Annotated in this window: 26 protein-coding genes and 1 riboswitch; of the genes, 18 read left to right on the forward strand and 8 right to left on the reverse strand. The window is 74.8% G+C overall.

Annotated elements, in window-relative coordinates:
* Nucleotides 1–85 precede the first annotated feature (85 nt).
* Nucleotides 86–1,108 (forward strand): DNA topoisomerase IB, encoded by a 1,023-nt coding sequence (locus UXQ13_RS21180; protein WP_225235472.1) that lies wholly within the window; start codon nucleotides 86–88, stop codon nucleotides 1,106–1,108.
* 90 nt (nucleotides 1,109–1,198) lie between these two features.
* Here the strand turns inward: UXQ13_RS21180 and UXQ13_RS21185 are convergent, their stop codons facing one another.
* Together UXQ13_RS21185 and UXQ13_RS21190 are read right to left on the reverse strand one after the other, a co-directional pair.
* Nucleotides 1,199–1,600 carry an STAS domain-containing protein gene (locus UXQ13_RS21185; protein WP_225235473.1) on the reverse strand — a complete coding sequence of 134 codons (402 nt, stop codon included), beginning with the start codon at nucleotides 1,598–1,600 and terminating at the stop codon, nucleotides 1,199–1,201.
* 188 nt (nucleotides 1,601–1,788) lie between these two features.
* Complete coding sequence (locus UXQ13_RS21190; protein ID WP_225235474.1) at nucleotides 1,789–2,199, reverse strand: hypothetical protein; 411 nt, start codon at nucleotides 2,197–2,199, stop codon at nucleotides 1,789–1,791.
* Nucleotides 2,200–2,275: 76 nt separating this feature from the next.
* Between UXQ13_RS21190 and UXQ13_RS21195 the strand changes: the two genes are divergently transcribed.
* The 6 genes from UXQ13_RS21195 (at nucleotide 2,276) to UXQ13_RS21220 (ending at nucleotide 7,902) form a co-directional block, all read left to right on the forward strand.
* A complete protein-coding gene (locus UXQ13_RS21195; RefSeq protein ID WP_225235475.1) occupies nucleotides 2,276–2,803 on the forward strand; it encodes a DUF1360 domain-containing protein in 528 nt (175 codons plus the stop codon).
* A 48-nt stretch (nucleotides 2,804–2,851) separates the two neighbouring features.
* Nucleotides 2,852–3,802, forward strand: coding sequence for a non-homologous end joining protein Ku (gene ku, locus UXQ13_RS21200; protein WP_225235476.1), 951 nt, complete (start codon nucleotides 2,852–2,854; stop codon nucleotides 3,800–3,802).
* Between the two features lie 4 nt (nucleotides 3,803–3,806).
* On the forward strand, nucleotides 3,807–4,757 hold the full coding sequence (ligD, locus tag UXQ13_RS21205) for a non-homologous end-joining DNA ligase (protein WP_225235477.1): 951 nt from the start codon (nucleotides 3,807–3,809) through the stop codon (nucleotides 4,755–4,757).
* Nucleotides 4,754–5,638, forward strand: coding sequence for a non-homologous end-joining DNA ligase (gene ligD, locus UXQ13_RS21210; RefSeq protein ID WP_225235478.1), 885 nt, complete (start codon nucleotides 4,754–4,756; stop codon nucleotides 5,636–5,638). The genes ligD (UXQ13_RS21205) and ligD (UXQ13_RS21210) overlap by 4 nt, the downstream gene beginning before the upstream one ends.
* 23 nt (nucleotides 5,639–5,661) lie before the next feature.
* Complete coding sequence (gene purU / locus UXQ13_RS21215; protein WP_225235479.1) at nucleotides 5,662–6,519, forward strand: formyltetrahydrofolate deformylase; 858 nt, start codon at nucleotides 5,662–5,664, stop codon at nucleotides 6,517–6,519.
* A 105-nt stretch (nucleotides 6,520–6,624) separates the two neighbouring features.
* The gene (locus UXQ13_RS21220) at nucleotides 6,625–7,902 is read left to right on the forward strand and encodes an MFS transporter (protein WP_225235480.1); all 1,278 of its coding nucleotides are present in this window, start codon (nucleotides 6,625–6,627) and stop codon (nucleotides 7,900–7,902) included.
* Here the strand turns inward: UXQ13_RS21220 and UXQ13_RS21225 are convergent, their stop codons facing one another.
* The gene (locus UXQ13_RS21225; RefSeq protein WP_225235481.1) at nucleotides 7,903–8,838 is read right to left on the reverse strand and encodes a proteasome assembly chaperone family protein; all 936 of its coding nucleotides are present in this window, start codon (nucleotides 8,836–8,838) and stop codon (nucleotides 7,903–7,905) included. It abuts the gene before it with no gap.
* Nucleotides 8,839–8,953: 115 nt separating this feature from the next.
* Between UXQ13_RS21225 and UXQ13_RS21230 the strand changes: the two genes are divergently transcribed.
* Nucleotides 8,954–9,220, forward strand: coding sequence for a DUF3253 domain-containing protein (locus tag UXQ13_RS21230; protein WP_225235482.1), 267 nt, complete (start codon nucleotides 8,954–8,956; stop codon nucleotides 9,218–9,220).
* Here the strand turns inward: UXQ13_RS21230 and UXQ13_RS21235 are convergent.
* Complete coding sequence (locus UXQ13_RS21235; protein WP_225235483.1) at nucleotides 9,217–10,500, reverse strand: AI-2E family transporter; 1,284 nt, start codon at nucleotides 10,498–10,500, stop codon at nucleotides 9,217–9,219. The two genes, UXQ13_RS21230 and UXQ13_RS21235, sit on opposite strands and share 4 nt — an antisense overlap.
* Nucleotides 10,501–10,593: 93 nt before the next feature.
* Here UXQ13_RS21235 and UXQ13_RS21240 point away from each other — a divergent pair, with 93 nt between their 5' ends.
* From UXQ13_RS21240 to UXQ13_RS21250, 3 genes are read left to right on the forward strand one after another with little or no spacing between them, the layout of a single operon-like run.
* A complete protein-coding gene (locus UXQ13_RS21240) occupies nucleotides 10,594–11,061 on the forward strand; it encodes a PPOX class F420-dependent oxidoreductase (RefSeq protein ID WP_225235484.1) in 468 nt (155 codons plus the stop codon).
* Nucleotides 11,062–11,100: 39 nt separating this feature from the next.
* Entirely contained in the window at nucleotides 11,101–11,694 is a 594-nt protein-coding gene (locus UXQ13_RS21245) for a hypothetical protein (RefSeq protein WP_225235485.1), read from the forward strand.
* Nucleotides 11,691–12,317 carry a hypothetical protein gene (locus UXQ13_RS21250; protein WP_225235486.1) on the forward strand — a complete coding sequence of 209 codons (627 nt, stop codon included), beginning with the start codon at nucleotides 11,691–11,693 and terminating at the stop codon, nucleotides 12,315–12,317. The genes UXQ13_RS21245 and UXQ13_RS21250 overlap by 4 nt, the downstream gene beginning before the upstream one ends.
* Nucleotides 12,318–12,330: 13 nt before the next feature.
* Here the strand turns inward: UXQ13_RS21250 and UXQ13_RS21255 are convergent, their stop codons facing one another.
* Nucleotides 12,331–13,875: a helix-turn-helix domain-containing protein gene (locus UXQ13_RS21255; protein WP_225235487.1), complete on the reverse strand. Its 1,545-nt coding sequence runs from the start codon at nucleotides 13,873–13,875 to the stop codon at nucleotides 12,331–12,333.
* Nucleotides 13,876–13,941: 66 nt separating this feature from the next.
* Here UXQ13_RS21255 and UXQ13_RS21260 point away from each other — a divergent pair, with 66 nt between their 5' ends.
* The 4 genes from UXQ13_RS21260 to UXQ13_RS21275 all read left to right on the forward strand — a co-directional run bounded on the left by UXQ13_RS21260 (nucleotide 13,942) and on the right by UXQ13_RS21275 (nucleotide 16,384).
* Complete coding sequence (locus tag UXQ13_RS21260; protein ID WP_225235488.1) at nucleotides 13,942–14,694, forward strand: dienelactone hydrolase family protein; 753 nt, start codon at nucleotides 13,942–13,944, stop codon at nucleotides 14,692–14,694.
* A gap of 71 nt (nucleotides 14,695–14,765) precedes the next feature.
* Entirely contained in the window at nucleotides 14,766–15,515 is a 750-nt protein-coding gene (locus tag UXQ13_RS21265; RefSeq protein WP_225235489.1) for a pentapeptide repeat-containing protein, read from the forward strand.
* A 9-nt stretch (nucleotides 15,516–15,524) separates the two neighbouring features.
* Nucleotides 15,525–15,923 carry an ankyrin repeat domain-containing protein gene (locus UXQ13_RS21270; RefSeq protein ID WP_225235490.1) on the forward strand — a complete coding sequence of 133 codons (399 nt, stop codon included), beginning with the start codon at nucleotides 15,525–15,527 and terminating at the stop codon, nucleotides 15,921–15,923.
* On the forward strand, nucleotides 15,920–16,384 hold the full coding sequence (locus UXQ13_RS21275) for a WapI family immunity protein (RefSeq protein WP_225235491.1): 465 nt from the start codon (nucleotides 15,920–15,922) through the stop codon (nucleotides 16,382–16,384). Before UXQ13_RS21270 ends, UXQ13_RS21275 begins: the two co-directional genes overlap by 4 nt.
* Here UXQ13_RS21275 and UXQ13_RS21280 read toward each other — a convergent pair.
* Nucleotides 16,381–16,821, reverse strand: coding sequence for a hypothetical protein (locus tag UXQ13_RS21280; protein ID WP_225235492.1), 441 nt, complete (start codon nucleotides 16,819–16,821; stop codon nucleotides 16,381–16,383). The genes UXQ13_RS21275 and UXQ13_RS21280 overlap by 4 nt on opposite strands.
* Complete coding sequence (locus tag UXQ13_RS21285) at nucleotides 16,818–17,036, reverse strand: hypothetical protein (RefSeq protein ID WP_225235493.1); 219 nt, start codon at nucleotides 17,034–17,036, stop codon at nucleotides 16,818–16,820. Before UXQ13_RS21285 ends, UXQ13_RS21280 begins: the two co-directional genes overlap by 4 nt.
* Before the next feature lie 133 nt (nucleotides 17,037–17,169).
* Between UXQ13_RS21285 and UXQ13_RS21290 the strand changes: the two genes are divergently transcribed.
* Complete coding sequence (locus UXQ13_RS21290; RefSeq protein WP_225235494.1) at nucleotides 17,170–17,388, forward strand: RGCVC family protein; 219 nt, start codon at nucleotides 17,170–17,172, stop codon at nucleotides 17,386–17,388.
* Here the strand turns inward: UXQ13_RS21290 and UXQ13_RS21295 are convergent.
* Nucleotides 17,385–18,053 carry a polyamine aminopropyltransferase gene (locus UXQ13_RS21295; protein WP_225235495.1) on the reverse strand — a complete coding sequence of 223 codons (669 nt, stop codon included), beginning with the start codon at nucleotides 18,051–18,053 and terminating at the stop codon, nucleotides 17,385–17,387. The two genes, UXQ13_RS21290 and UXQ13_RS21295, sit on opposite strands and share 4 nt — an antisense overlap.
* A 57-nt stretch (nucleotides 18,054–18,110) precedes the next feature.
* Here UXQ13_RS21295 and UXQ13_RS21300 point away from each other — a divergent pair, with 57 nt between their 5' ends.
* Complete coding sequence (locus UXQ13_RS21300; RefSeq protein WP_225235496.1) at nucleotides 18,111–19,409, forward strand: MFS transporter; 1,299 nt, start codon at nucleotides 18,111–18,113, stop codon at nucleotides 19,407–19,409.
* A complete protein-coding gene (locus UXQ13_RS21305) occupies nucleotides 19,406–20,053 on the forward strand; it encodes a class I SAM-dependent methyltransferase (protein WP_225235497.1) in 648 nt (215 codons plus the stop codon). The genes UXQ13_RS21300 and UXQ13_RS21305 overlap by 4 nt, the downstream gene beginning before the upstream one ends.
* Before the next feature lie 143 nt (nucleotides 20,054–20,196).
* Nucleotides 20,197–20,315: riboswitch (cyclic di-AMP (ydaO/yuaA leader) on the forward strand.
* The last annotated feature ends 20 nt before the right edge of the window (nucleotides 20,316–20,335 follow it).

Consider the following 20,335-nt stretch of genomic DNA (forward strand, 5'->3'; position numbering starts at 1 on the left):
CAGCACCCTCCGCCCTGAAATCACACCCGTGTCATTCGGACTTACTCATCTAGGGGGCAGCCGTGTTTGCGCCGGTCCCCGCTGGGTGAACAGCACCGGGATGAGGTTGCGGCGCAGCGACGTGGGCGCCCCCGGCTGGACCCGTCGACGGGCCGGCCGGGGCTGGACCTACCGCGACGAGCACGGCTCGGTCATCCGCGACGACCGGCGGGCGCGGGTCGAGGCGCTGGCCATCCCGCCGGCGTGGCGCGACGTGTGGATCTGTCCGTGGCCGCACGGCCACATCCAGGCCACCGGCGTGGACGCGGCCGGCCGACGGCAGTACCGCTACCACGACCAGTGGCGCGTCCAGCGGGACGCGGCCAAGCACGAGCGCGTGCTGGAGATCAGCCACCACCTGCCCGACGTGCGCGACGAGGTCGCCGCGGCGCTGCGCCGGCGGGGGCTGGGCCGGGAGCGGGTGCTGGCCGCCGCCGTCCGGTTGCTGGACCTGGGGGCGTTCCGGGTCGGCAGCGACCAGTACACCGAGGACAACGGCACCTACGGGCTGGCCACGCTGCGCCGGGACCACGTGGACGTCCGCGGGCGGACGGTCGCCTTCTGCTACCTGGCCAAGGGCGGCAAGCAGCGGGAGATCGAGGTGGCCGACGCACCCACCGCCACGGTGGTGCAGCAGCTGCTGGACCGGCCGGGGTCGACGGGGGAGGAGCTGCTGGCTTGGCAGAACCCGGACGGCAGCTGGCGGGACGTGCACAGCGACGACGTGAACGCCTACCTGCGCGAGGTGTCCGGCGCGGAGATCACCGCCAAGGACTTCCGGACCTGGACGGCGACGGTGCTGATGGCGGTGCTGCTGGCCGAGCAGGCCGACGCCGCCTCGGCGTCCCGGCGCACGAAGGCCGTGCGGGAGGCGTACCGGACGGTCTCCGACCAGCTGGGCAACACCCCGGCCGTGTGCCGGCAGAGCTACGTCGACCCGCGGGTGGTGGACCGGTTCGAGCACGGCGAGACGATCGCCGTGGCTCTCGCGGAGGCTGCCGGTGCCGCCGACGACCGGGAGCGCCAGCGCACCCTGGAGGCCGCGGTCTGCCGCCTGCTGTCCGCCTAGGCCTGACGGCTGCCGGCCCCGGACGGCGCAGGACCCCGGGTGCCGCCGAGGCGGTCCGGGGTCCTGGGTGGTTCAGGTGTCAAGCGGAGGTCAGGCGTTGCCGTCGACGATGGTGAACAGGTCGATCAGGCCAGTCACCTCGAGCGGGCGGGTGACCGCCCGGGTGGAGGCGACGAGCTTGAGGCCGACCTCGCGGCTGCGGGCGGACTTCTGCGTCTCGACGAGCACGGCGAGCCCGGCCGAGCCGAGGAACTGCACCCCGCACAGGTCGATGACCAGTTCCTCGGGCTGCAGCTCCAGCTGGGTGTCCAGCGAGGCGCGCAGCACCGGCGCGGTGAAGGTGTCCACCTCGCCCACGACCGTCACCGTGACCGTGCCGTCGGCGTCCGAGGACGTCGAGAGGGTGATCACGTCGTCGAAGGGTGCGTCGGCCGTGTCGGTGGCAGCCGACGCGTCGCGCTGCCCCTCGGCGGGCAGGTCAGATGAGGTCACGGACTGGAGCTCCTCTCAGCGGCGTGGCCCGACGGGCGCACATCAGCGCTTACAACGTACCTGCTGCACGGACCGGTCGACGCGGTGCGTCCGGTCTCGGGAAGCTGGTGGCTCAACCGCCCGGTCGGACCCTAGACAGGCCCGCACCGGGCCACAAGTCCGGGGCCGCCCGGGGCGGCTGCCGGGTCTCAGCCGTCGGTCAGGTGCATCGCGCCCTCCTCGGGACCCTCCCCGCCGATCGACTCCTCGTCGGTGGCCAGCACATCGTCCCCGACCGAGTCGGTGCCCGACACGTCGCCCGGCTCGTCGTCCTGGTCGAGCTGGACGGCCCGGTCGGGGTCGGCGGCCGGGCGGGTGCCGGGGTCGACGTCCACGTCGGGCTCCTCGCGGGCCAGCCGGCCGTCCAGCGGCTCGCCCTCGGCCTGCTCGGCGGCGGTGGTGCCGAAGTCGTCGCTGGCGCCGGCGGTCTCCCGACCCATGTCGGGGGCGAACTGGGGGTCCTCGGCGAGGGCGGACTCGGGGTTGTCGTCGGCGATCTCGGGGATGCCGTCGTCCTCGGGGAACTGGTCGCGGGCGGTCTGGCCCTCCGGGTGCGTCATGACCGCCCCCTACCCGCGCCGCGCGGGCCGACACACCGTGGTTGAGCCGGTCACCGGCCCGGGTAGCGCGACCGCCATGTCCGTTCCGGAGAAGGTCGGGTCCTGGGCCCGCACGCAGCAGCAGGAGTACGCGCACGGCGAGCCGCGGCCACTGGGTGGCCTGCTGGCGGCGGTGGGGGTCTACGGGGCGCTGACGGCGGCCGGCGCGGTGGCCCTGCGCGCATCGGGCCGTCCGCTGCCCGACCGCATCCCGGTCGGCGACGCGCTGCTGCTCACCGTCGGCACGTTCCGGCTGGCCCGCACGGTCGCCAAGGACCCGGTGACCAGCCCGCTGCGGGCACCGTTCACCGCGTTCCGGGGCACCTCGGGCGAGGCGGAGGTGGCCGAGGAGATCCGGGAGCACGGGGGCTGGAAGCACGCGGTGGGGGAGCTGGTGACCTGCCCGTTCTGCCTGGCGCAGTGGATCGGCACCGGGTTCGTGCTGTCCTGGGTCGCCGCGCCCCGGGCCACCCGGCTGGCCGGGCTGGTGATGACGGTGGTCGCCGGCGCCGACGTCGGGCAGTTCGTCTACGACAAGCTGCAGTCCGACGCGACCGGGGACTGACCCGCGCGAGGGAGTGCGGGGTCACCCCGCTGTCCCTACGCTGTGATCATGGCCCGTCCGGGCCCCGGGGTGGAGGTCTGCGCGGTGCGGTCGATCTGGAAGGGCGCGGTCTCCTTCGGGCTTGTCTCGATCGCGGTGAAGCTGTACTCGGCCACCGAGGACCACGACGTCAAGTTCCACCAGGTGCACAAGACCGACGGCGGCCGGGTGAAGTACCGCCGGGTCTGCTCGGTCGACGGCGAGGAGATCGAGTACCGGGACATCGCCAAGGGCTTCGAGCTGCCCAGCGGCGAGCTGGTGGTGCTCACCGACGCCGACATGGAGGAGCTGCCGCTGGGCAGCACCCACGAGATCGAGGTGCTGCAGTTCGTCGAGCAGTCCGAGATCGACCCGATCCACTTCGAGAAGACCTACTACCTCGAGCCCGAGGGCACCGCGACCCGCCCCTACGTCCTGCTGCGCACCGCGCTGGAGAACGCCGGCCAGGTCGCCATCACCAAGATCGCGATCCGGCAGCGGGAGTCGCTGGCCGCGCTGCGGGTCCGCGACGGCGTCCTGGTGCTGCACACCATGCGCTGGCCCGACGAGATCCGGGCGCCGGAGTTCGGCTTCCTCGACGAGGACGTCACCGCCAAGCCCGCCGAGCTCAAGATGGCCGAGTCGCTGATCTCCACGATGAGCGGTGAGTTCGACCCCAGCGTCTTCACCGACGACTACAAGGAGGCGATGGCCAAGCTGCTGGAGGCCAAGCAGGCCGGTGGTGAGGTCGTCCGTCCCGAGGAGACCGAGGAGGACGAGGACGACGGCTCGGTCGTCGACCTGATGAGCGCCCTGCGGCGCAGCGTGGAGAAGGCCGGCAAGAAGCCCGCCGCCGAGGCCGACGACGACGCCGAGGAGCCGCCGGCGAAGAAGGCGCCCGCCCAGAAGGCGGCGGCGAAGAAGGCCGCGCCGGCGAAGAAGGCCCCGGCCAAGAAGGCCGCCGCCTCCAAGTCCGCCTGAGGTGGTGGACGAGGGCACCCGGCCGATGCTGGCCGTCGCCGGGGAGCTGCCGCGCACCGACGACGGCTGGGCCTACGAGTTCAAGTGGGACGGCGTCCGCGTGCTCGCCCACGTCTCCGGCGGGCAGCTGCGGCTGCGGGCGCGCAGCGGCACCGACGTCACCGACCGGTACCCCGAGCTGATGGCGCTGCCCGACTCGCTGGCCGACCGGGACGCCGTCCTCGACGGCGAGGTCGTGGCCCTGGACGACCAGGGCCGGCCGGACTTCGGGCTGCTCCAGCAGCGCATGCACCTGACCGGCCCGGAGGTCGCCCGCACCGCGCGGCGGGTGCCGGCGTCCTACTTCGTGTTCGACCTGCTGGCCCTGGACGGCGAGTCCCTGCTGGACCGGCCCTACCGCGAGCGCCGGGAGCTGCTGGACGCCCTCGAGCCCGCGGCCCGGCGGTGGTCCCCGACCCCCTGGTTCGACACCGACGGCGCCGGGGTGCAGGCCGCCAGCCGGGAGCACGGGCTGGAGGGCGTGGTCGCCAAGCGGCTGGCGTCGCCGTACCGGCCCGGGGGCCGCGGTCCGGAGTGGCTGAAGATCAAGAACGTGCAGCACCAGTCGGTCGTGGTGGGTGGCTGGCGGCCCGGCAACGGCCGGCGGGCCGGCGGCATCGGCTCGCTGCTGGTCGGCGTGCAAGGTCCCGATGGCCTGCGCTACGCCGGGCGGGTGGGCACCGGCTTCACCGACCGTGCGCTGCGCCAGCTCGCCGGGCAGGTCGCCGGCCGGACGACGTCCCCCTTCGCCGGGGAGGTGCCCGCCGACGTCGTCCGCGAGGCGCACTGGGTGGAGCCCGAGCTGGTCGGCGAGGTGGTGTTCGCCGGCTGGACCGGGGACGGCCACCTGCGGCACCCGGCCTGGCGGGGCCTGCGGGACGACGTCGCGCCGGCCGCCGTGGAGCCCGAGTCGTGAGCCGGCAGCGGGTCTCGGTCGGGGGCCGGCAGCTGGAGGTCTCCAACCTGGACAAGGTGCTGTTCCCCGAGGTCGGGTTCACCAAGGCCGAGGTCATCCAGTACTACGTGCAGGTCGCGCCGGTGCTCCTGCCGCACCTGGCCGGCCGGCCGGTCACCTTCACCCGCTGGCCGCACGGGGTGGACGGCGCCTCGTTCTTCGAGAAGAACAACGCCCGGCACGCCCCGGCCTGGGTCCGGCACGTGGTGGTGCCGGCGCCCGGGTCGACCAAGGACCGCGAGACCCTGGACATGGTGCTGCTCACCGAGGTCCCCGACCTGGCGTGGTCGGCGAACCTGGCCGCGCTGGAGCTGCACGTGCCGCAGTGGCGGGTGGACGACGACGGCGTCCCGCAGCTGCCCGACCTGCTGGTGCTCGACCTGGACCCGGGCCCGGGCACCGGCGTCGCCGAGTGCGCCGCCCTGGCGCTGCGGCTGCGGGAACGGCTGGTGGACGACGGCCTGGACCCGGTGGTGAAGACGTCGGGGTCCAAGGGGCTGCAGGTCTACGCCCCGATCCGCTGCACCGACCCCGACCACCCGTCCCGGTACGCCAAGGCGCTGGCTCAGGCCCTGACCGAGGAGACCCCGGACGAGGTCGTCTGGCGGATGGAGAAGGTGCTGCGGCCGGGCAAGGTGCTGGTCGACTGGAGCCAGAACAACACGGCCAAGACGACCGTCGCGCCGTACTCGCTGCGGGCCCGGGCCGGCGCGACGGTGTCCACCCCGGTGGCCTGGGCGGAGCTCGACGGCCCGCTGGTCTTCGACACCGCCGACGTGCTCGCGCGGGTCGAGGAGCAGGGGGACCTGTTCGCCGTCGGGGAGCCCGCCGACCTGCCCTGACGGGTCTGGGATCATCTCCGCCCGTGTCCCTGACCCACACCGGCCGGCTGGTCGTCCGCTGTCCCGACCGCCCCGGCATCGTCGCCGTCCTGTCCCGGCTGATGGCCGACGCCGGCGCGAACATCACCGACTCCCAGCAGCACAGCTCCGACCCGACCGGCGGCACGTTCACGCTGCGGCTGGAGTTCGTGCTCGACGACCTCGCCGGGCGCCGTCCCGAGCTGGAGGCCGCGCTGGCCGGCCTCGCCGCCGACTGGGACATGACCTGGCGGCTGACCCTGGCCGCCGACCGGCCCCGGGTCGCGGTGTTCGTGTCCAAGACCGACCACGTGCTGCAGGAGCTGCTCTACCGGGTCAGCGCCGGTGACCTGGCGGCCGAGATCGCCGTCGTCATCTCCAACCACCCCGACCTGGAGCCCGTCGCGGCCGCGCACGGCGTCCCGTTCCACCACGTGCCGGTGACTCCCGGGACCAAGGCCGAGGCCGAGGCCCGCGCCCTGGAGCTGGTGGGGGACTGCGACCTGGTGGTGCTGGCCCGGTACATGCAGATCGTGTCCGCGGAGTTCTGCGCCCGGTTCCCCGAGCGGCTGATCAACATCCACCACTCGTTCCTCCCGGCCTTCGTGGGCGCCAACCCCTACCAGGCCGCCGCCGACCGCGGCGTGAAGCTGATCGGGGCCACCGCCCACTACGTCACCGCGGAGCTCGACGCCGGGCCGATCATCGAGCAGGAGGTCGCCCGGATCGACCACCGCGCCACCGTGGAGGACATGCGCCGGGTGGGCCGCTACGTGGAGCGCCAGGTCCTCGCCCAGGCCGTCACCTGGCACGTGGAGGACCGGGTCATCGTCGACGGCGCCAAGACCATCGTCTTCGCATGACCGGACGCCCCGGGACGGTTCCCGCTGGGTGGCAGCTCCGGGTGGTGGGGCGCACAGCCGCTTCCTAGAGTCGGCGGGTCAGCGTCGACACACCGGAGGTCGCCCGTGTCCAGCTCCACCCGCGCCGACCGCCCGGCGGTGACCCGCGCCGCCGGCTGGGTCGCCCCGCTCTGCTGGGTGGCGGTCCTGCTCGACGGGTTCGACCTCGTCGTCGTCGGCACCGTCGTCCCGACCCTGCTCACGCCCGACGGTTTCTCGCTGTCGGGGTCCGGCGCCACGGCCGTGGTGACGATCGGGCTGGTCGGCATGACGATCGGTGCGCTGTCGATCGGCGCGCTCACCGACGTCCTGGGCCGGCGCAAGGCGCTGATCGGCGCCGTCGTCGCCTTCTCGGTGCTCACCCTGGCCTGCGCGGTGGCCCCGAACGCGTGGGTCTTCGGCGGGCTGCGCTTCCTGGCCGGCGTGGGTCTGGGCGGCTGCCTGCCGACCGCGATCGCGCTGGTCAACGAGTTCAGCCGGCGGGCCGGCCGGGCCACCACGACGGTGATGACCGGCTACCACGTCGGGGCGGTGGCGACCGCGGCCCTGGCGATCGTGGTGATCGAGCCGCTGGGCTGGCGGTGGATGTTCGTGATCGGCGCGCTGCCGGCCCTGGTGCTGGTGCCGTTGATGCTCAAGCACCTGCCGGAGTCCCCGGGCTACCTCGTCGCGCACGGCCGGCGGGCCGAGGCCGAGCAGATCGCCGACGCCTACGGCCTCACCCTCGAACCGGCCGACGCCGCGCCGGAGCCGACGACGGCGGCCACCACCGTGCGGGTCCTCTTCAGCGCCACGTACCTGCGGACGACGCTGGCCATCGGCGTCACGTCGTTCATGGGCCTGCTGCTGGTCTACGGCCTCAACAGCTGGCTGCCCACGATCATGCGCGAGGCCGGCTACGACCTGGGTGCCGCGCTGGCGTTCCTGCTGGCCCTGAACCTCGGCGCGATCGCCGGGTTGCTGGTCGCCGGTCAGGTGGCCGACCGGATCGGGTCCAGGACGGCGGGCATGGCCTGGTTCGCCGCCGGTGCGGTGTTCCTGGCGCTGCTGTCGATCCGGCTGCCCCTGGTGGGCATCTACGTGATGGTCTTCCTGACCGGGTTCTTCGTGTTCAGCGCCCAGGTCCTGGTCTATGCCTTCACCAGCTCCAACCACCCGCCGCACGTCCGGGCCACCGCACTGGGCTGGTCGGCCGGCGTCGGGCGGGTCGGGGCGATCAGCGGGCCCCTGCTGACCGGCGGGCTGGTGACCGCCGGCATCGCCTTCCCGTGGGGCTTCTACCTCTTCGCGGTGGTCGGTGCCCTCGGCGCGCTCGCCTTCGCGGTCACCCGCACCCGCCGCTGATCAGTCGGTGTCGCGGCTGCGGCGGTCCTGCTCGGCGAGGAAGGCCTCGATCTGGTCGGCCATCTCGTCGCCGGTGGGCACCTCGCCGCTGGAGCCCAGCAGCCCGGTGCCCTCGCGGGCGGCGGTGAAGTTGTCGAACTGGGCCTCGAGCTGGGCCACCACAGCGGTGTTCTCCTCGGAGCGGCCGATCTGCTCGTCGATCTCCGAGCGGTGGGTGCGGGCCGCCTCCTCCAGCGTCTCGGTGGGCAGGTGCAGCCCGGTGAGCGTGGCCAGGTGCTCCAGCAGGGTCAGGGAGGCGGCCGGGTAGGTGGCCGAGGCCAGGTAGTGCGGTACGTGGGCGGCCACGCCGAGGGCGTCGACGCCGGCCTCGCCCGCGCGCAGCTCCAGCAGGGCGCCGGCGCTGCCCGGGATCCGCATCTCGCCCCAGTAGACGGGGTAGGAGGCAATCAGGTCCCGCCGGGTGGCGTGCGCGGTGACCGTGACCGGGCGGGTGTGCGGCACCGGCATCGGGATCGCCTGCAGCATCACCATCCGGGTCACCCCGAGGGTCTCGACCAGGCCGAGGACGGCGGTGGTGAACCGCTCCCAGGCGAAGTCCGGCTCGGCGCCGTGCAGCAGCAGGAACGGGGTGCCGCCGTCGTCGTCGACGGCGTAGAGGGTGATCTCCGGGGCGGCGAAGGACTCGTAGTGGTCGCCGGAGAAGGTGATCCGCGGCCGGTGGCCCCGGTAGTCGACCAGGGCGTCGGCGTCGAACTTCGCGACGACCTCGTGCGGCAGGGTGGCCAGCAGGTGCGACCCGGCCAGGGCGCCGGCGTGCGCGGCGTCGTACTCACCGGCCAGGTCGTGCACGAGCACCAGCTCGTCGGCGGCGGTGCGCTCGACCAGCCGCTCGTGGGCGGGCAGCAGTTCGACGAGGTCCTCGGGACGCTGTGGCACGGTCGGGCCCTCCTGGTGGTTCGACGGTTCTCCCCGGATCAGCCCCGGCGGGCCGCGTGGCATTCCCATCGTCCTCGCCTCGCGGCCCGGAGGGGTGACGGGCAGGCTCGTCGGCATGGCGGACGACGGCACCGACGAGCTGGGCGGGCGGCTGGAGCGCCGGATCGAGGAGCTGCTGGACGGGCGGGCGGCGACGTCGTCCATCTGCCCGTCGGACGCCGCGCGGGCCGAGGACCCCGACGACTGGCGGGACCTGATGCCGGCGGCCCGGGACGCCGCGGGCCGGTTGGCGGCCCGCGGCGCGGTGCAGGTGACCCAGCGGGGCGAGGTCGTCGACGTCGCCACCGCCCGCGGGCCCGTGCGGATCCGCCGCCCGCGCTAGTCGCGGACGGGCTCGGCGCTGCGGGTGAGCCGGGCACCCTCGGCGTCGCCGACGAGCTCGGGCACCCGCCCGTCGTCGTCGCGCTCGGGGTGCCGGCCGTCGAGCTGGTCCCGGGCGTAGCGGTAGCCGACGGCCAGCAGCGCGGCGACCGGCACGGCCAGGAAGGCGCCGATGATGCCGGCCAGGCTGGACCCGGCGGTGACGGCCAGGATCACGACGCCGGCGTGCAGCTTGAGGCCCCGGCCCTGCAGGATCGGCTGCAGCACGTTGCCCTCGACCTGCTGGACGACGACCACGATCAGCAGCACCCAGACCGCGGTGCTGAACCCGTTGCTCACCAGGGCGATCAGCACGGCGAAGCCACCGGCCACGAAGGCGCCGATGATCGGGATGAACGCGGCGAAGAAGGTGATGACCGCCAGCGGCAGCACCAGGGGCACGCCGAGGACCAGCAGGCCGATGCCGATGCCCAGGGCGTCGATGAAGCCGACGAGGGCCTGCTGCCGGATGAACTCCGACAGGGTCCGCCAGCTCTGGTGGGAAAGCTCGGCGACGTGCGGGGCGGCGCGCGGTCCGGTCTGCGCGGCCAGCCAGGGCAGGAAGCGCGGGCCGTCCTTGAGGAAGAAGAAGGCCAGCACCAGGGCCAGCACGAGGTTCACCAGGCCGGTGCCGACCGCGCTGGCCCCGGTGAGGGCGAAGTTCGCGATGTCGCCCGCGCTGGACTGCAGCCGGTTGATCGCGTCGTCGACGTACTCGCCGATCTGCTCCTGGCCCAGGTTGAACGGCGGCCCCGACAGCCAGTCCTGCACGCTCTGCAGGCCCGAGCTGACCCCGGTGGCCAGGTCGTTGACCTGGGAGACCACCGGCGGTGCGATGGCCGCGATGATGCCGACGAACGCCGCCAGGAACAGCACGACCGTGGTCAGCGCGGCCAGCGCGGGCGGGAACTTGCCGCGGCGCAGCAGCTTGGTCAGCGGCCACATCACGGTGGAGAACAGCAGCCCGAGGACGACGGGCAGCAGCACCGGCGCCCAGAGCACGCCCAGCACGTACCCGATCACCACGACCGCCCCGGTGACCAGGAGCAACCGCCAGGAGAAGGTCGCCAGCACCTGGGTCGCGGCGCTGAGCCGGGCGGCGCGCTCGGGGCCGGGCACCGGCGCGCTGGTCTCCGAGGGGGGCTCGCCGGAGTCGTCGTGGAAGTCCGCGGGCGGCAGGGCGGACGCTGCGGTGCTGCCCCCGGTGGGTGGGCCGTCGGTGTCCTGCGGGTCGTCGGCCATGGCTTGATCCCAGCACACCCCGGGGGCGCGCACAGGTCGGGAGGGCCCGGCCGCGACGGGCGCGGTGTCGGACCCCCGTCGTAGCGTCCGGGCATGCCGAAGACCGCGACCGCCGACCGCGTCGACCTCGAGGGCCTCGTCGCCTTCCTCCGCCCCCGCCACAAGGCGCTGCTGATGACCCGCCGCGGGGACGGCGAGCCGCAGATCTCGCCGGTCAGCTGCGGGGTGGACGCCGCGGGCCGGATCGTGGTGTCCACCTACCCGCAGCGGGCGAAGACCAGGAACGCCCGGCGCGACGAGCGGGTCACCGTGGTCGTGCTGTCGGATGACTTCGACGGCCCCTGGGTGCAGGTCGACGGCACCGCCGAGGTGCTGGACCTGCCCGAGTCGGTCGAGCCGCTGGTGGAGTACTTCCGGTCGATCAGCGGCGAGCACCCCGACTGGGACGAGTACCGGGCGGCGATGCACCGGCAGGGCAAGTCGCTGATCCGGGTCACCCCGGTGCGGTGGGGGCCGGTCGCGACCGGCGGCTTCCCGCCCGAGCTGGCCGACAAGGATTGAGGCTTGCGCAGGGCTGAGGCAAGCTGTCATGCTTGACGGGTGCCGTTCGTGCTGACCATCGACCAGCGGGGGAGCCGGCGCGGCCCCGACCGGGTGGCCGGCGCCCTCGACGTCCTCGCCGACGTCCCGGTGGTGCTGGGCTTCGAGCGGACGGCCGGCGACGAGTTCCAGGGCGTGCTCGACCGACCGGCCGCCGTGGTCGACGTGCTGGTCAGGCTGGTCCGCGCCGGTGGCTGGAGCGTCGGGATCGGCGCGGGCCCGGTGCAGACCCCCTTGCCGGAGTCGACCCGGGCCGCGACCGGTCCGGCCTTCCTCGCCGCCCGGCGCGCCGTGGACACCGCGAAGACCCGGACGACGCGGCTGGCGGTGCAGGGCGTCGACCAGGAGGCCGCGGCAGACGCGCAGGCCCTGGCGACGGCGCTGGCGGTGCTGCTGCAGCGGCGCAGCCCGCAGGCGTGGGAGGCCATCGACCTGGTCGCCGCCGGCCGGACCCAGGCCGAGGCCGCCGCCGCGCTGGGCATCAGCCGGCAGGCCGTGGGCCAGCGTTTGGCCGCCGCGGCCAACGAGGTCGAGCAGGACCTGCACCCGGTGCTCGCGCGGCTGCTCGGCCGGGCCGAGGGTGGTCGCCGGTGAGCGCCGTCGCCCTCGCGCTGCTGGTGGTGGCCACCGTGCTCGGGGGTCTGGCCGTGCGCCGGGTCGAGGTCGGCCGGGTGCCGCGCAGCCGGGTGCTCGTGGGGGTGCGCGGCGACCGGCGCCGGGGCACCGTGACCGCGGTGGTGCTGGTCGTGCTGGTGGCCGCGGCGGCCGGCGCCGCCTGGGCCGGCGACCCGGCCACCCCGTGGTTGCGCTCCACGGTGGCGCTCGCCGCCGTGGCCGCCGCCGGGCTGGGCGGGGGGCCGGTGGTGACCGCCGTGCTGGCCGCGGCGGACCCGGGCCGTGCGGTCGCCTCGGTCGGCAAGCCCCCCGGTACCGGTCCCGGTGCGGCCGGTGGGCTGGCCGGCGGGGCCGCCGGGGTGGCCGACCCCGACGTGCTGCGCGGCGGTGCCTGGATCGGGGTGCTCGAGCGGCTCGCGCTCACCGCCACCCTGCTGCTGGGCTGGCCCGAGGGTGTGCCGGTGGTGCTGGCGGTGAAGGGCCTGGGCCGGTTCGCCGAGCTCAAGGAGACCCCGGCGGCCGAGCGCTTCATCATCGGCACCCTGACCAGCGTGCTGTGGGCAGGCGCCTGCGCCGGGGTCGCCGTGCTCGCCGCCCGCTGACCCGGGCCGCCCGTCAGTCGGAGAAGACCTCGATCTGGGCGCCCATCTCGACCAGCCGCTCGTAGAGCTGCTCGTAGCCGCGGGCGATGATGTCCACGTTGCGCAGCACCGAGGTGCCCTTGCAGGCCAGCATCGCCAGCAGGATGCAGACCGCGGGGCGCAGGGCCGGCGGGCAGACGATCTCGGCCGCCGACCAGTGCGTCGGGCCGGTGACCAGCACCCGGTGCGGGTCCAGCAGCCGGACGTCGGCACCCAGCCGGGTCAGGTCCGACAGGTGGATGGCCCGGTTGTCGTAGACCCAGTCGTGGATCAGCGTGCCGCCGGTCGCGGTCGCCGCGATGACGGCGAAGAACGGCAGGTTGTCGATGTTGAGCCCAGGGAAGGGCATCGGGTGCACCTTGTCGATCGGCGCCTTGAGCTCCGAGGGGTGGATGGTCACGTCGACCAGCCGGGTGCGGCCGTTCTCGGCCGGGTACTCCGCGGACAGGTCGTAGCGCAGGCCCATCTCGCCCAGGATCGCCAGCTCGATCTCCAGGAACTCGATCGGCGCCCGGCACACGGTCAGCTCCGACCCGGTCACGATGCCCGCGGTCAGCAGGCTCATCGCCTCGACCGGGTCCTCGCTGGGGGTGTAGTCGACCTCGGCGTCGAGCTGGGTGCGCCCGTGCACGACCAGGGTGGTGGTGCCGAAGCCGTCGATCCGGACGCCGAGCAGCTCCAGGTACAGGCAGAGGTCCTGGACCATGTAGTTCGAGCTGGCGTTCCGGATCGTCGTCCGGCCGTCGTGCCGGGCCGCGGCCAGCAGCGCGTTCTCGGTGACGGTGTCCCCGCGCTCGGTCAGCACGATGGTGCGGTCGCGGGCCTCGGGCTCGGTGACGGTGGCCTGGTACTCCCCGGCGTGCGCCTCGATCTCCAGCCCGAAGTGCCGCAGCGCGATCATGTGCGGCTCGATCGTGCGGGTGCCCAGGTCGCAGCCGCCGGCGTAGGGCAGCCGGAACTCCGGCTCCCGGTGGATCAGCGGGCCCAGGAACATGATGATGCTGCGGGTCCGGCGGGCCGCGTCGGCGTCGATGGCGGCCAGGTCGAGGGCCTCGGGGACGACGATGGTCAGGTCCCGGCCGGCGGTGTCCCAGGTCGCCTGGACGCCGATGGAGCGCAGCACGTCCAGGATCCGCTCGACCTCGACGATCCGGGCCACGTTGCGCAGGGTGGTGGTGCCCCGGTTCAGCAGCGAGGCGCACAGCAGGGCGACCGCGGCGTTCTTGCTGCTCTTCACCGTCACCGACCCGGACAGCGCACCGCCGCCGGTGACCCGCAGGTGGGTGGGCCCGCCGCGGCCGACGGTGATCAGCTCGCTGTCCAGCGCGGCGGACAGCCGGCCCAGCAGCTCCAGGGTGAGGTTCTGCGCGCCCTGCTCGATCCGGGCGACGGCGCTCTGGCTGGTGCCCAGCCGCTCGGCGAGCTGGGTCTGCGTCAGGCCGTGGTGCCGGCGGGCATCGCGCACCAGGCTGCCGATCTGGCGCAGGGACTGACCGGTGGCTTCTTCGGTGAGGGACATCGGGGGCGACGATATCTCAGTTGTGAGATGGCTGCGGATCATCGGCGGTGGGGGTAGGAACGTCCCGTGTGCCACGACCACGACAGCCGCCCGCCCGCCGCCCCGCGCCCCGCCGGTGACGTCGTCGAGCGCGGGACCCTGACCCTCACCTCGGCCGACGGGAACACCTTCGCCGCGGCCTACGCGGCCCCCGTGCACCCCGCCGGGGTGGGGGTGGTCGTGCTGCCCGACGTCCGCGGCCTGCACCCGTACTACGTGGCCCTGGCCGAGCGGTTCGCCGAGGCCGGCCTGCCCGTCGTCGCGCTGGACTGGTTCGGCCGCACCGCCGGGCTGCCGGCCACCGGCACCCGCGAGGAGGACTTCGACTGGGCGGCGCACGTGCCGCAGCTGACCGACGCCGGGGTGGACGCCGACGTCGCCGCCGCGGTCGGGTACCTGCGGCAGCGCAGCTCCGCCGACCTGCCGGTGGTCACGGTCGGGTTCTGCCTGGGCGGCAGCCACTCCTGGCGGCTGTCCGGCGGCGGCGCGGACCTGGCCGGCTGCGCGGGCTTCTACGGCAAGCCCGAGCGGGTCGGGGACGCCGCCGACCGGGCCGTGCTGCCCACGGTCATGCTCATCGGCGGCGCGGACTCGGCCACCCCGGTCGAGGACCAGCTGGCGCTGGCCGACCGCATGCGGGCCGCGGGGGCCGACGTCGACGCGGTGGTCTACGACGGCGCCCCGCACTCCTTCTTCGACCGGGGGTTCGCCGAGTGGGCGGGCGCCTGCGACGACGCCTGGGAGCACGTGCTCGCGCTGACCGAGCGGGTGGCGCGCTGAGCGCCGTCGTCCCCGAGGCGCCCGACCACCTGCAGGCCGACTGCACGCGCTGCGCGGCGCTGTGCTGCGTCGTGCCGGCGTTCTCCCGCGGTGCGGACTTCGCCCTGGACAAGCCGGCCGGGACGCCGTGCCCGAACCTGACCGCCGACGACCGCTGCGGGGTGCACGACCGGCTGCGCCCGCTGGGGTTCCCCGGCTGCGTGGTCTACGACTGCTTCGGGGCCGGCCAGCACGTCACCGGCGCGGTGTTCCCGGGCCTGGACCGGCGCGACCGCACGGCCCTGCACCAGGTGTCGACGGTGTTCCCGGTCGTGCGGGCGCTGCAGGAGCTGCGCTGGCTGGTCCGGGCCGCCCGCGCGCTCGAGCTGCCCGCCGGGCTCGCCGCCGAGCTGGCCGCGGCGGAGGAGGACCTGGCCACCCGGGTGGCCCGGTCGGCCGCCGAGCTGCGCGGCACCGACGTCGACGCCGTCCGGGGCAGGGTGAACGGGCCGCTGACCCGGGCCGGGGCGCACGCCCGCCGGTCGGTCCGCCGTCCCCGGGACCTGCGCGGCGCCGACCTGGTCGGCGCGGACCTGCGGGGTGCCGACCTGCGCGGTGCCGTGCTGCGCGGGGCGGTCCTGCTCGGTGCCGACCTGCGCCGGGCCGACCTGGGGCTGGCCGACCTGACCGGTGCCGACACCCGCGGGGCCCGGCTGGAGGGCGCGGACCTGCGGCGCTCGCTGTTCGTCACCCCGGCGCAGCTGGAGGCCGCCCGGGGCGACGCGGCCACCCGGCTCGACGACGGGGTCGCCCGACCCGCGCACTGGACCACCGGTGCCTAGGCTCGGCCGGTGACCTCCCCGGTGGACCCCGACGTCGTCGCGCTCGCCGAGCACGTCTTCGACCTGGCCCGCAGCGGCGGCACCGACGAGCTGCTCGCCTGCCTGGACGCCGGGGTCCCGGCCAACCTGACCAACGGCAAGGGCGACACGCTGTTGGTGCTGGCCGCCTACCACGACCACCCGGGCACGGTGGCCGCCCTGCTCGACCGCGGCGCAGACCACGGCCGGGTCAACGACCGGGGCCAGACGGCGCTCGCCGCCGCGGTGTTCCGCCGGTCGGTGCCGTCGGTGACCGCGCTGCTGGCCGCCGGTGCGGACCCCGCGGACGGGTCACCCGACGCCCGGGCCACCGCGGCCTTCTTCGGCCTCGACGAGATGGCCGCCCTGCTGGACCGGCCGCCGGCATGAGGCTGGAGTCGGTGGACGGCGCGGTGCTGGACCTGCGCGTGCTCCGCCGGCAGACCCTCGAGGTCCGGGCGGTCGAGCTGGACCGGCCGGACTGGACGCAGACCCTGCTGCTCGTGCGCGGCGAGGTGCGCACCGCCGACGGCCGGCAGTGGGTGTTCCGCGAGCCCTGCCTGACCCCGTGGGACGGCCACCGGCTGGCCGGCTGGCTGCACGCCGTGGCCGACCGGCCCGACGGCGTGCTGGGGGAGGGGCTGGTCTTCACCGACCCGTCGCTGTCCTGGGTGCTGGACGCCGCCCGGGAGGACCGCCGGCTGCTGCGGGTGCACCTGTCCGGGCCGGCGGCCTGGACCGACCCGGCGACCGGGTCGCGGCTGGGCGGCGGGGTGCCGCTGGACGTCGACGTGGACGCCCTCACCGTGGCGGCCCGGGACTGGGCCGCCACGGTGTCGGCGGGGGACTAGCGGGACCGGACCAGCCGGCGGAGGAGCAGGACGGCGGCCGCGGCGCCGAGCAGCAGGCCGGGGCGCAGCCGCAGCCCGGTGGAGACGGTCGCCGCCACGGTGCGCACGGACCCCGGCCGGACGGCGGGGGACCCGGTGAGCACCCGCCCGGTCGGGGAAGAGACGCCGGCCCCGAGCTCGGCGATCCGGCCGCGCGGACCGGTGACGTCCAGGTGCAGCCCCTGCGCGGCGAGCACCCCGGCGAGCTCGCCGAGGGCTCCGGGACCGCGGCGCACGGTGACGCCGGCCGGACAGGGGATCCCGGCCGCCGCCCGCCACAGGGCCACCGGGTCCGACGCGTCGAGCACCAGGCGGGTGCCGTCGCCGGTCAGCCGGGCGGTGAGCCCGCCCGACTCCAGGGTGAGGTCGGCCCGGACGGCGAGCGGGCCGGTGGTCATCCCTGGGAGACGCCCTCGGCGGTGGTGATGCGCAGGGTGCCGTTGAGCTTCCAGGTCGCGCGGGGCGCGTCGGCGCCGATCTCGCGGGGCACCTCGACGGTCATGTCGACGAACTCGTAGTTGATGGCCGCACCCTTGCCGGTGAGGTAGGACCACATCTCCTTGCCCAGGTCGGCGAAGGTGCGGGTCTCGGTGGTGTCGCTCGGAGAGGTCATGCCGACCTGATGTCCGCCCAGCGCCACCAGCAAACACCGTTTACGCAGTTCTCTGCGTCGCGTAGCGTGGGAGCTCCCAGATCGGGGTGCACTCCCCACCGCGCCGTCGTCCGGCGCAGTCAGGTCGTCCGCGTTGAGCACCCTCCCGACCACGACCGACACCCCCAGCAACACCCCCACCGCCACCCACGCCGAGGACCCGGGCCAGGCGCTCTGCCCGGTGTGCCCGCACCCGCTGTCGGCCCACGACCGCATCTCCGCCCGGTACTGCGCGGCCAGCGCCGACCAGGTCGCCCGCGGTGTGCTGACCAACCCGGGGTGCAGCTGCCCCACGGGACAGCAGAACACCTAGCCGCAGCGGGCCAGCAGGATCGCGTACTCGAACACCCGGCCCTCGCGCTCGACGGGGAGCACCAGCTGCTCGACGTCCCGGGTGCCCGGGGTGTCGGCCAGCCGCTCGAGCAGCGCCGGGGCCGGGTCGGCCGACCAGATGGCCAGCACCCCGCCCGGGCGCAGGGCGGCCAGCGCCCGGGTCAGCCCGGCCGTCCCGTAGAGGCCGGCGTTCGAGCCGTGCACCAGGAACTCGGGTCCGTTGTCCACGTCGAGCAGGACGACGTCGTACCGGCCCGGGGTGAACGCGCAGGCGACGTCGCCGGCCACCAGGTCCAGCCGGGGGTCCGCGGTGCTCCGCAGCCCCGGCAGCAGCCCGTCGGCGGCCCAGCCCAGCAGGGCGTCCTCGAGCTCCACCACGACCACCTCGGCCACCCCGGGGGAGCGCAGCACCGCCGCGGTGGTCCAGCCCAGGCCGAGCCCGCCGACCAGCACGGCCAGCTCGGCGCCGTCCACCCGGGCCAGCGCCTCGGTGGCCAGCGCGCGCTCGGTGGAGGTGTCCACGTCGTCCATCGCGAACACGCCGTCCACCACGAGCTCGGTCACGACCGCGCCGTCGTCGTCGGTCCGGCGCCACAGCGCGACCTCGCCGTGCGGCCCGCTGACCCGTCCCAGTTCCTCCCGCACCGGGTCGATCCTGCCGGGGCGGGAATGCCGTGTCGACGAGTGGTGTCATCGTGAGGCGTGAACTCCCGCCGCGCCTACGTCGTCTGGGTGGTCGGGCTGCTCGCCTACGCGGTCGCGGTCTTCCAGCGCGCCTCGCTGGGCGTGGCCGCCGTCGACGCCCAGGAGCGGTTCTCCGCCGGGGCGTCCGCGGTCAGCCTGTTCCTGGTCCTGCAGCTGGCCGTCTACGCCGGGTTGCAGGTGCCGGTCGGCATCGCCCTGGACCGCTTCGGCTCCCGCACGATGGTCGCCGCCGGAGCGCTGACCATGGCCGCCGGGCAGCTGCTGCTGGCCCACGCCACCGACGTGCCGACCGCGATCGCCGCCCGGGTGCTGGTGGGGGCCGGGGACGCGATGACGTTCATCAGCGTGCTGCGGGTGGTCACGCTGTGGTTCTCCGGGCCCACCGTCCCGGTGATCACCCAGCTCACCGGCATCCTCGGCCAGGTGGGCCAGATCGCGGCGGCCTACCCGCTGGTCCTCGCCCTGCACCACACCTCCTGGACGGCGACCTTCACCGGCGCCGCGGCGCTGGGGGTGCTGGTCGTCGTCCTGGTGGTCGCCGCGCTCAAGGACGCCCCGCCCGGCACCCCGGTGGCGCCGGTGGCCGGCTGGGCCGAGATCCGGGAGAACGTGGCCGGCGCCTGGCACGAGTCGGGCACCCGGATCGGGCTGTACACCCACCTGGTCACCCAGTTCTCCGGCACCGTGTTCGCGCTGCTGTGGGGCTACCCGTTCCTGGTGCTGGGCCAGGGGCTGTCCGCCGGCACCGCGGCCGGGCTGCTCACCCTGCTGGTCGTGGTGGGCATGGGCGTCGGCCCGCTGCTGGGCGCCCTGTGCGGGCGCTGGCCGCTGCGCCGGTCGGCCCTGGTGTTCGGCATCTCCGGGGCCACCATCACCGCCTGGACCGTCGTCCTGCTGTGGCCGGGCCGGGCCCCGCTCTGGCTGCTCGTGGTGCTGGTCGTCGTGCTGGCCACCAACGGGCCGGGCTCGATGATCGGCTTCGACTACGCCCGCACCTGGAACCCGGTGCACCGGCTGGGCAGCGCCACCGGTGTGGTGAACATCGGCGGGTTCGTCGCCTCGCTGCTGACCGTCCTGGCCGTCGGGGCGGTGCTCGACGCGCTCACCCCGGGCGCCTCCACCGACTACGACCTGGGCTCGTTCAAGGCCGCCTTCGCCGTCCAGTACCTGTTCTGGGCGATCGGGCTGGCCGGGGTGCTCACCCACCGCCGGCGGCTGCGCGACCGCCTGGCCGGGGACGGCGTCGTCCTCACCCCGCTGTACACCGCGATGGCCAGCCGCATGCGGCGCCGGTGAGCGTGCCCGCCGGGTTCTTCGCGCGGCACACCCGGCTGGTGCGCCCGCCGCTGGTGCCCGAGGTGGCGCTGCACCTGGCCGACGACGTCGCCGTCCTGTGGCAGGCCATGGAGGACCAGGGCCGGGTGGACGGCGTCCCGGGCCCGGGGGAGGCCTCGCCGTTCTGGGCGGCCGCCTGGGTCGGCGGGCAGGGGCTGGCCCGGTACGTGCTGGACACCCCCGGGCTGGTCGCCGGGCGCACGGTGCTGGACCTGGGCGCCGGCAGCGGCCTGGTCGCGATCGCGGCCGCCCTGGCCGGTGCGGAGCGGGTGCTGGCCAGCGACGTGGACCCGTACGCGCTGGCGGTGATGCCGCTCAACGCAGCCGCCAACGGCGTCGCGGTGGTCGAGCCGGTGGGCGACGTGCTGGACGACGACCTGCCGGAGGTGGACGTGGTGCTGGCCGGCGATGTGTTCTACGACCTGCGGATGGCCGACCGGGTCCGGCCGTGGCTGTTCACCGCCTGGGCGCGGGGGGCCGCCGTCCTGGTCGGCGACCCCGGCCGGTCCCAGCTGCCCGACGGGTTGCGGGAGGTCGCCGGGTACGACGTCCCCGACTCCGGGGTGGACGTCGCGCGCCGCACCACGGTGTGGCGACTGCCCTGAGCCGAACAACACCTGTGGAACTCGACCCCGCCGCTTGTGTTCTTCTGTCACGGACTCGTAACGTGGGCTTGTCCGGTCGGCCGCACCTCCCTCCCCGGGAGACCGCACCGGACGCCGCTGAGTCACCGTCGGGGCAGCGCAGCCCACGGCACCAGGTGAATCGGGGACCCACCGCAGCACTGGGGTGAATCCGCCCGACCCGCTCCCGCGGGCCGAGCGGTAGGGCGTCTTCCTGCCCGAATCCGTCAGCTAACCCGGTAGGCGGCAGCACCGACCGACGTG

The sequence above is a fragment of the Klenkia terrae genome (assembly GCF_037083865.1).
In the GTDB taxonomy this organism is placed as follows: Bacteria; Actinomycetota; Actinomycetes; order Mycobacteriales; family Geodermatophilaceae; genus Klenkia; species Klenkia terrae.

Excerpts from the sequence above, each read along its gene's own strand:
- UXQ13_RS21280 (WP_225235492.1), bottom strand. The coding sequence starts at position 16,821 with ATGACCACCGGCCCGCTCGCCGTCCGGGCCGACCTCACCCTGGAGTCG.
- UXQ13_RS21240 (WP_225235484.1), top strand. The coding sequence starts at position 10,594 with ATGCCGAAGACCGCGACCGCCGACCGCGTCGACCTCGAGGGCCTCGTC.
- UXQ13_RS21285 (WP_225235493.1), bottom strand. The coding sequence starts at position 17,036 with ATGACCTCTCCGAGCGACACCACCGAGACCCGCACCTTCGCCGACCTG.
- ku (WP_225235476.1), top strand. The coding sequence starts at position 2,852 with ATGGCCCGTCCGGGCCCCGGGGTGGAGGTCTGCGCGGTGCGGTCGATC.
- UXQ13_RS21235 (WP_225235483.1), bottom strand. The coding sequence starts at position 10,500 with ATGGCCGACGACCCGCAGGACACCGACGGCCCACCCACCGGGGGCAGC.
- UXQ13_RS21230 (WP_225235482.1), top strand. The coding sequence starts at position 8,954 with ATGGCGGACGACGGCACCGACGAGCTGGGCGGGCGGCTGGAGCGCCGG.
- UXQ13_RS21190 (WP_225235474.1), bottom strand. The coding sequence starts at position 2,199 with ATGACGCACCCGGAGGGCCAGACCGCCCGCGACCAGTTCCCCGAGGAC.
- UXQ13_RS21255 (WP_225235487.1), bottom strand. The coding sequence starts at position 13,875 with ATGTCCCTCACCGAAGAAGCCACCGGTCAGTCCCTGCGCCAGATCGGC.
- UXQ13_RS21275 (WP_225235491.1), top strand. The coding sequence starts at position 15,920 with ATGAGGCTGGAGTCGGTGGACGGCGCGGTGCTGGACCTGCGCGTGCTC.
- UXQ13_RS21195 (WP_225235475.1), top strand. The coding sequence starts at position 2,276 with ATGTCCGTTCCGGAGAAGGTCGGGTCCTGGGCCCGCACGCAGCAGCAG.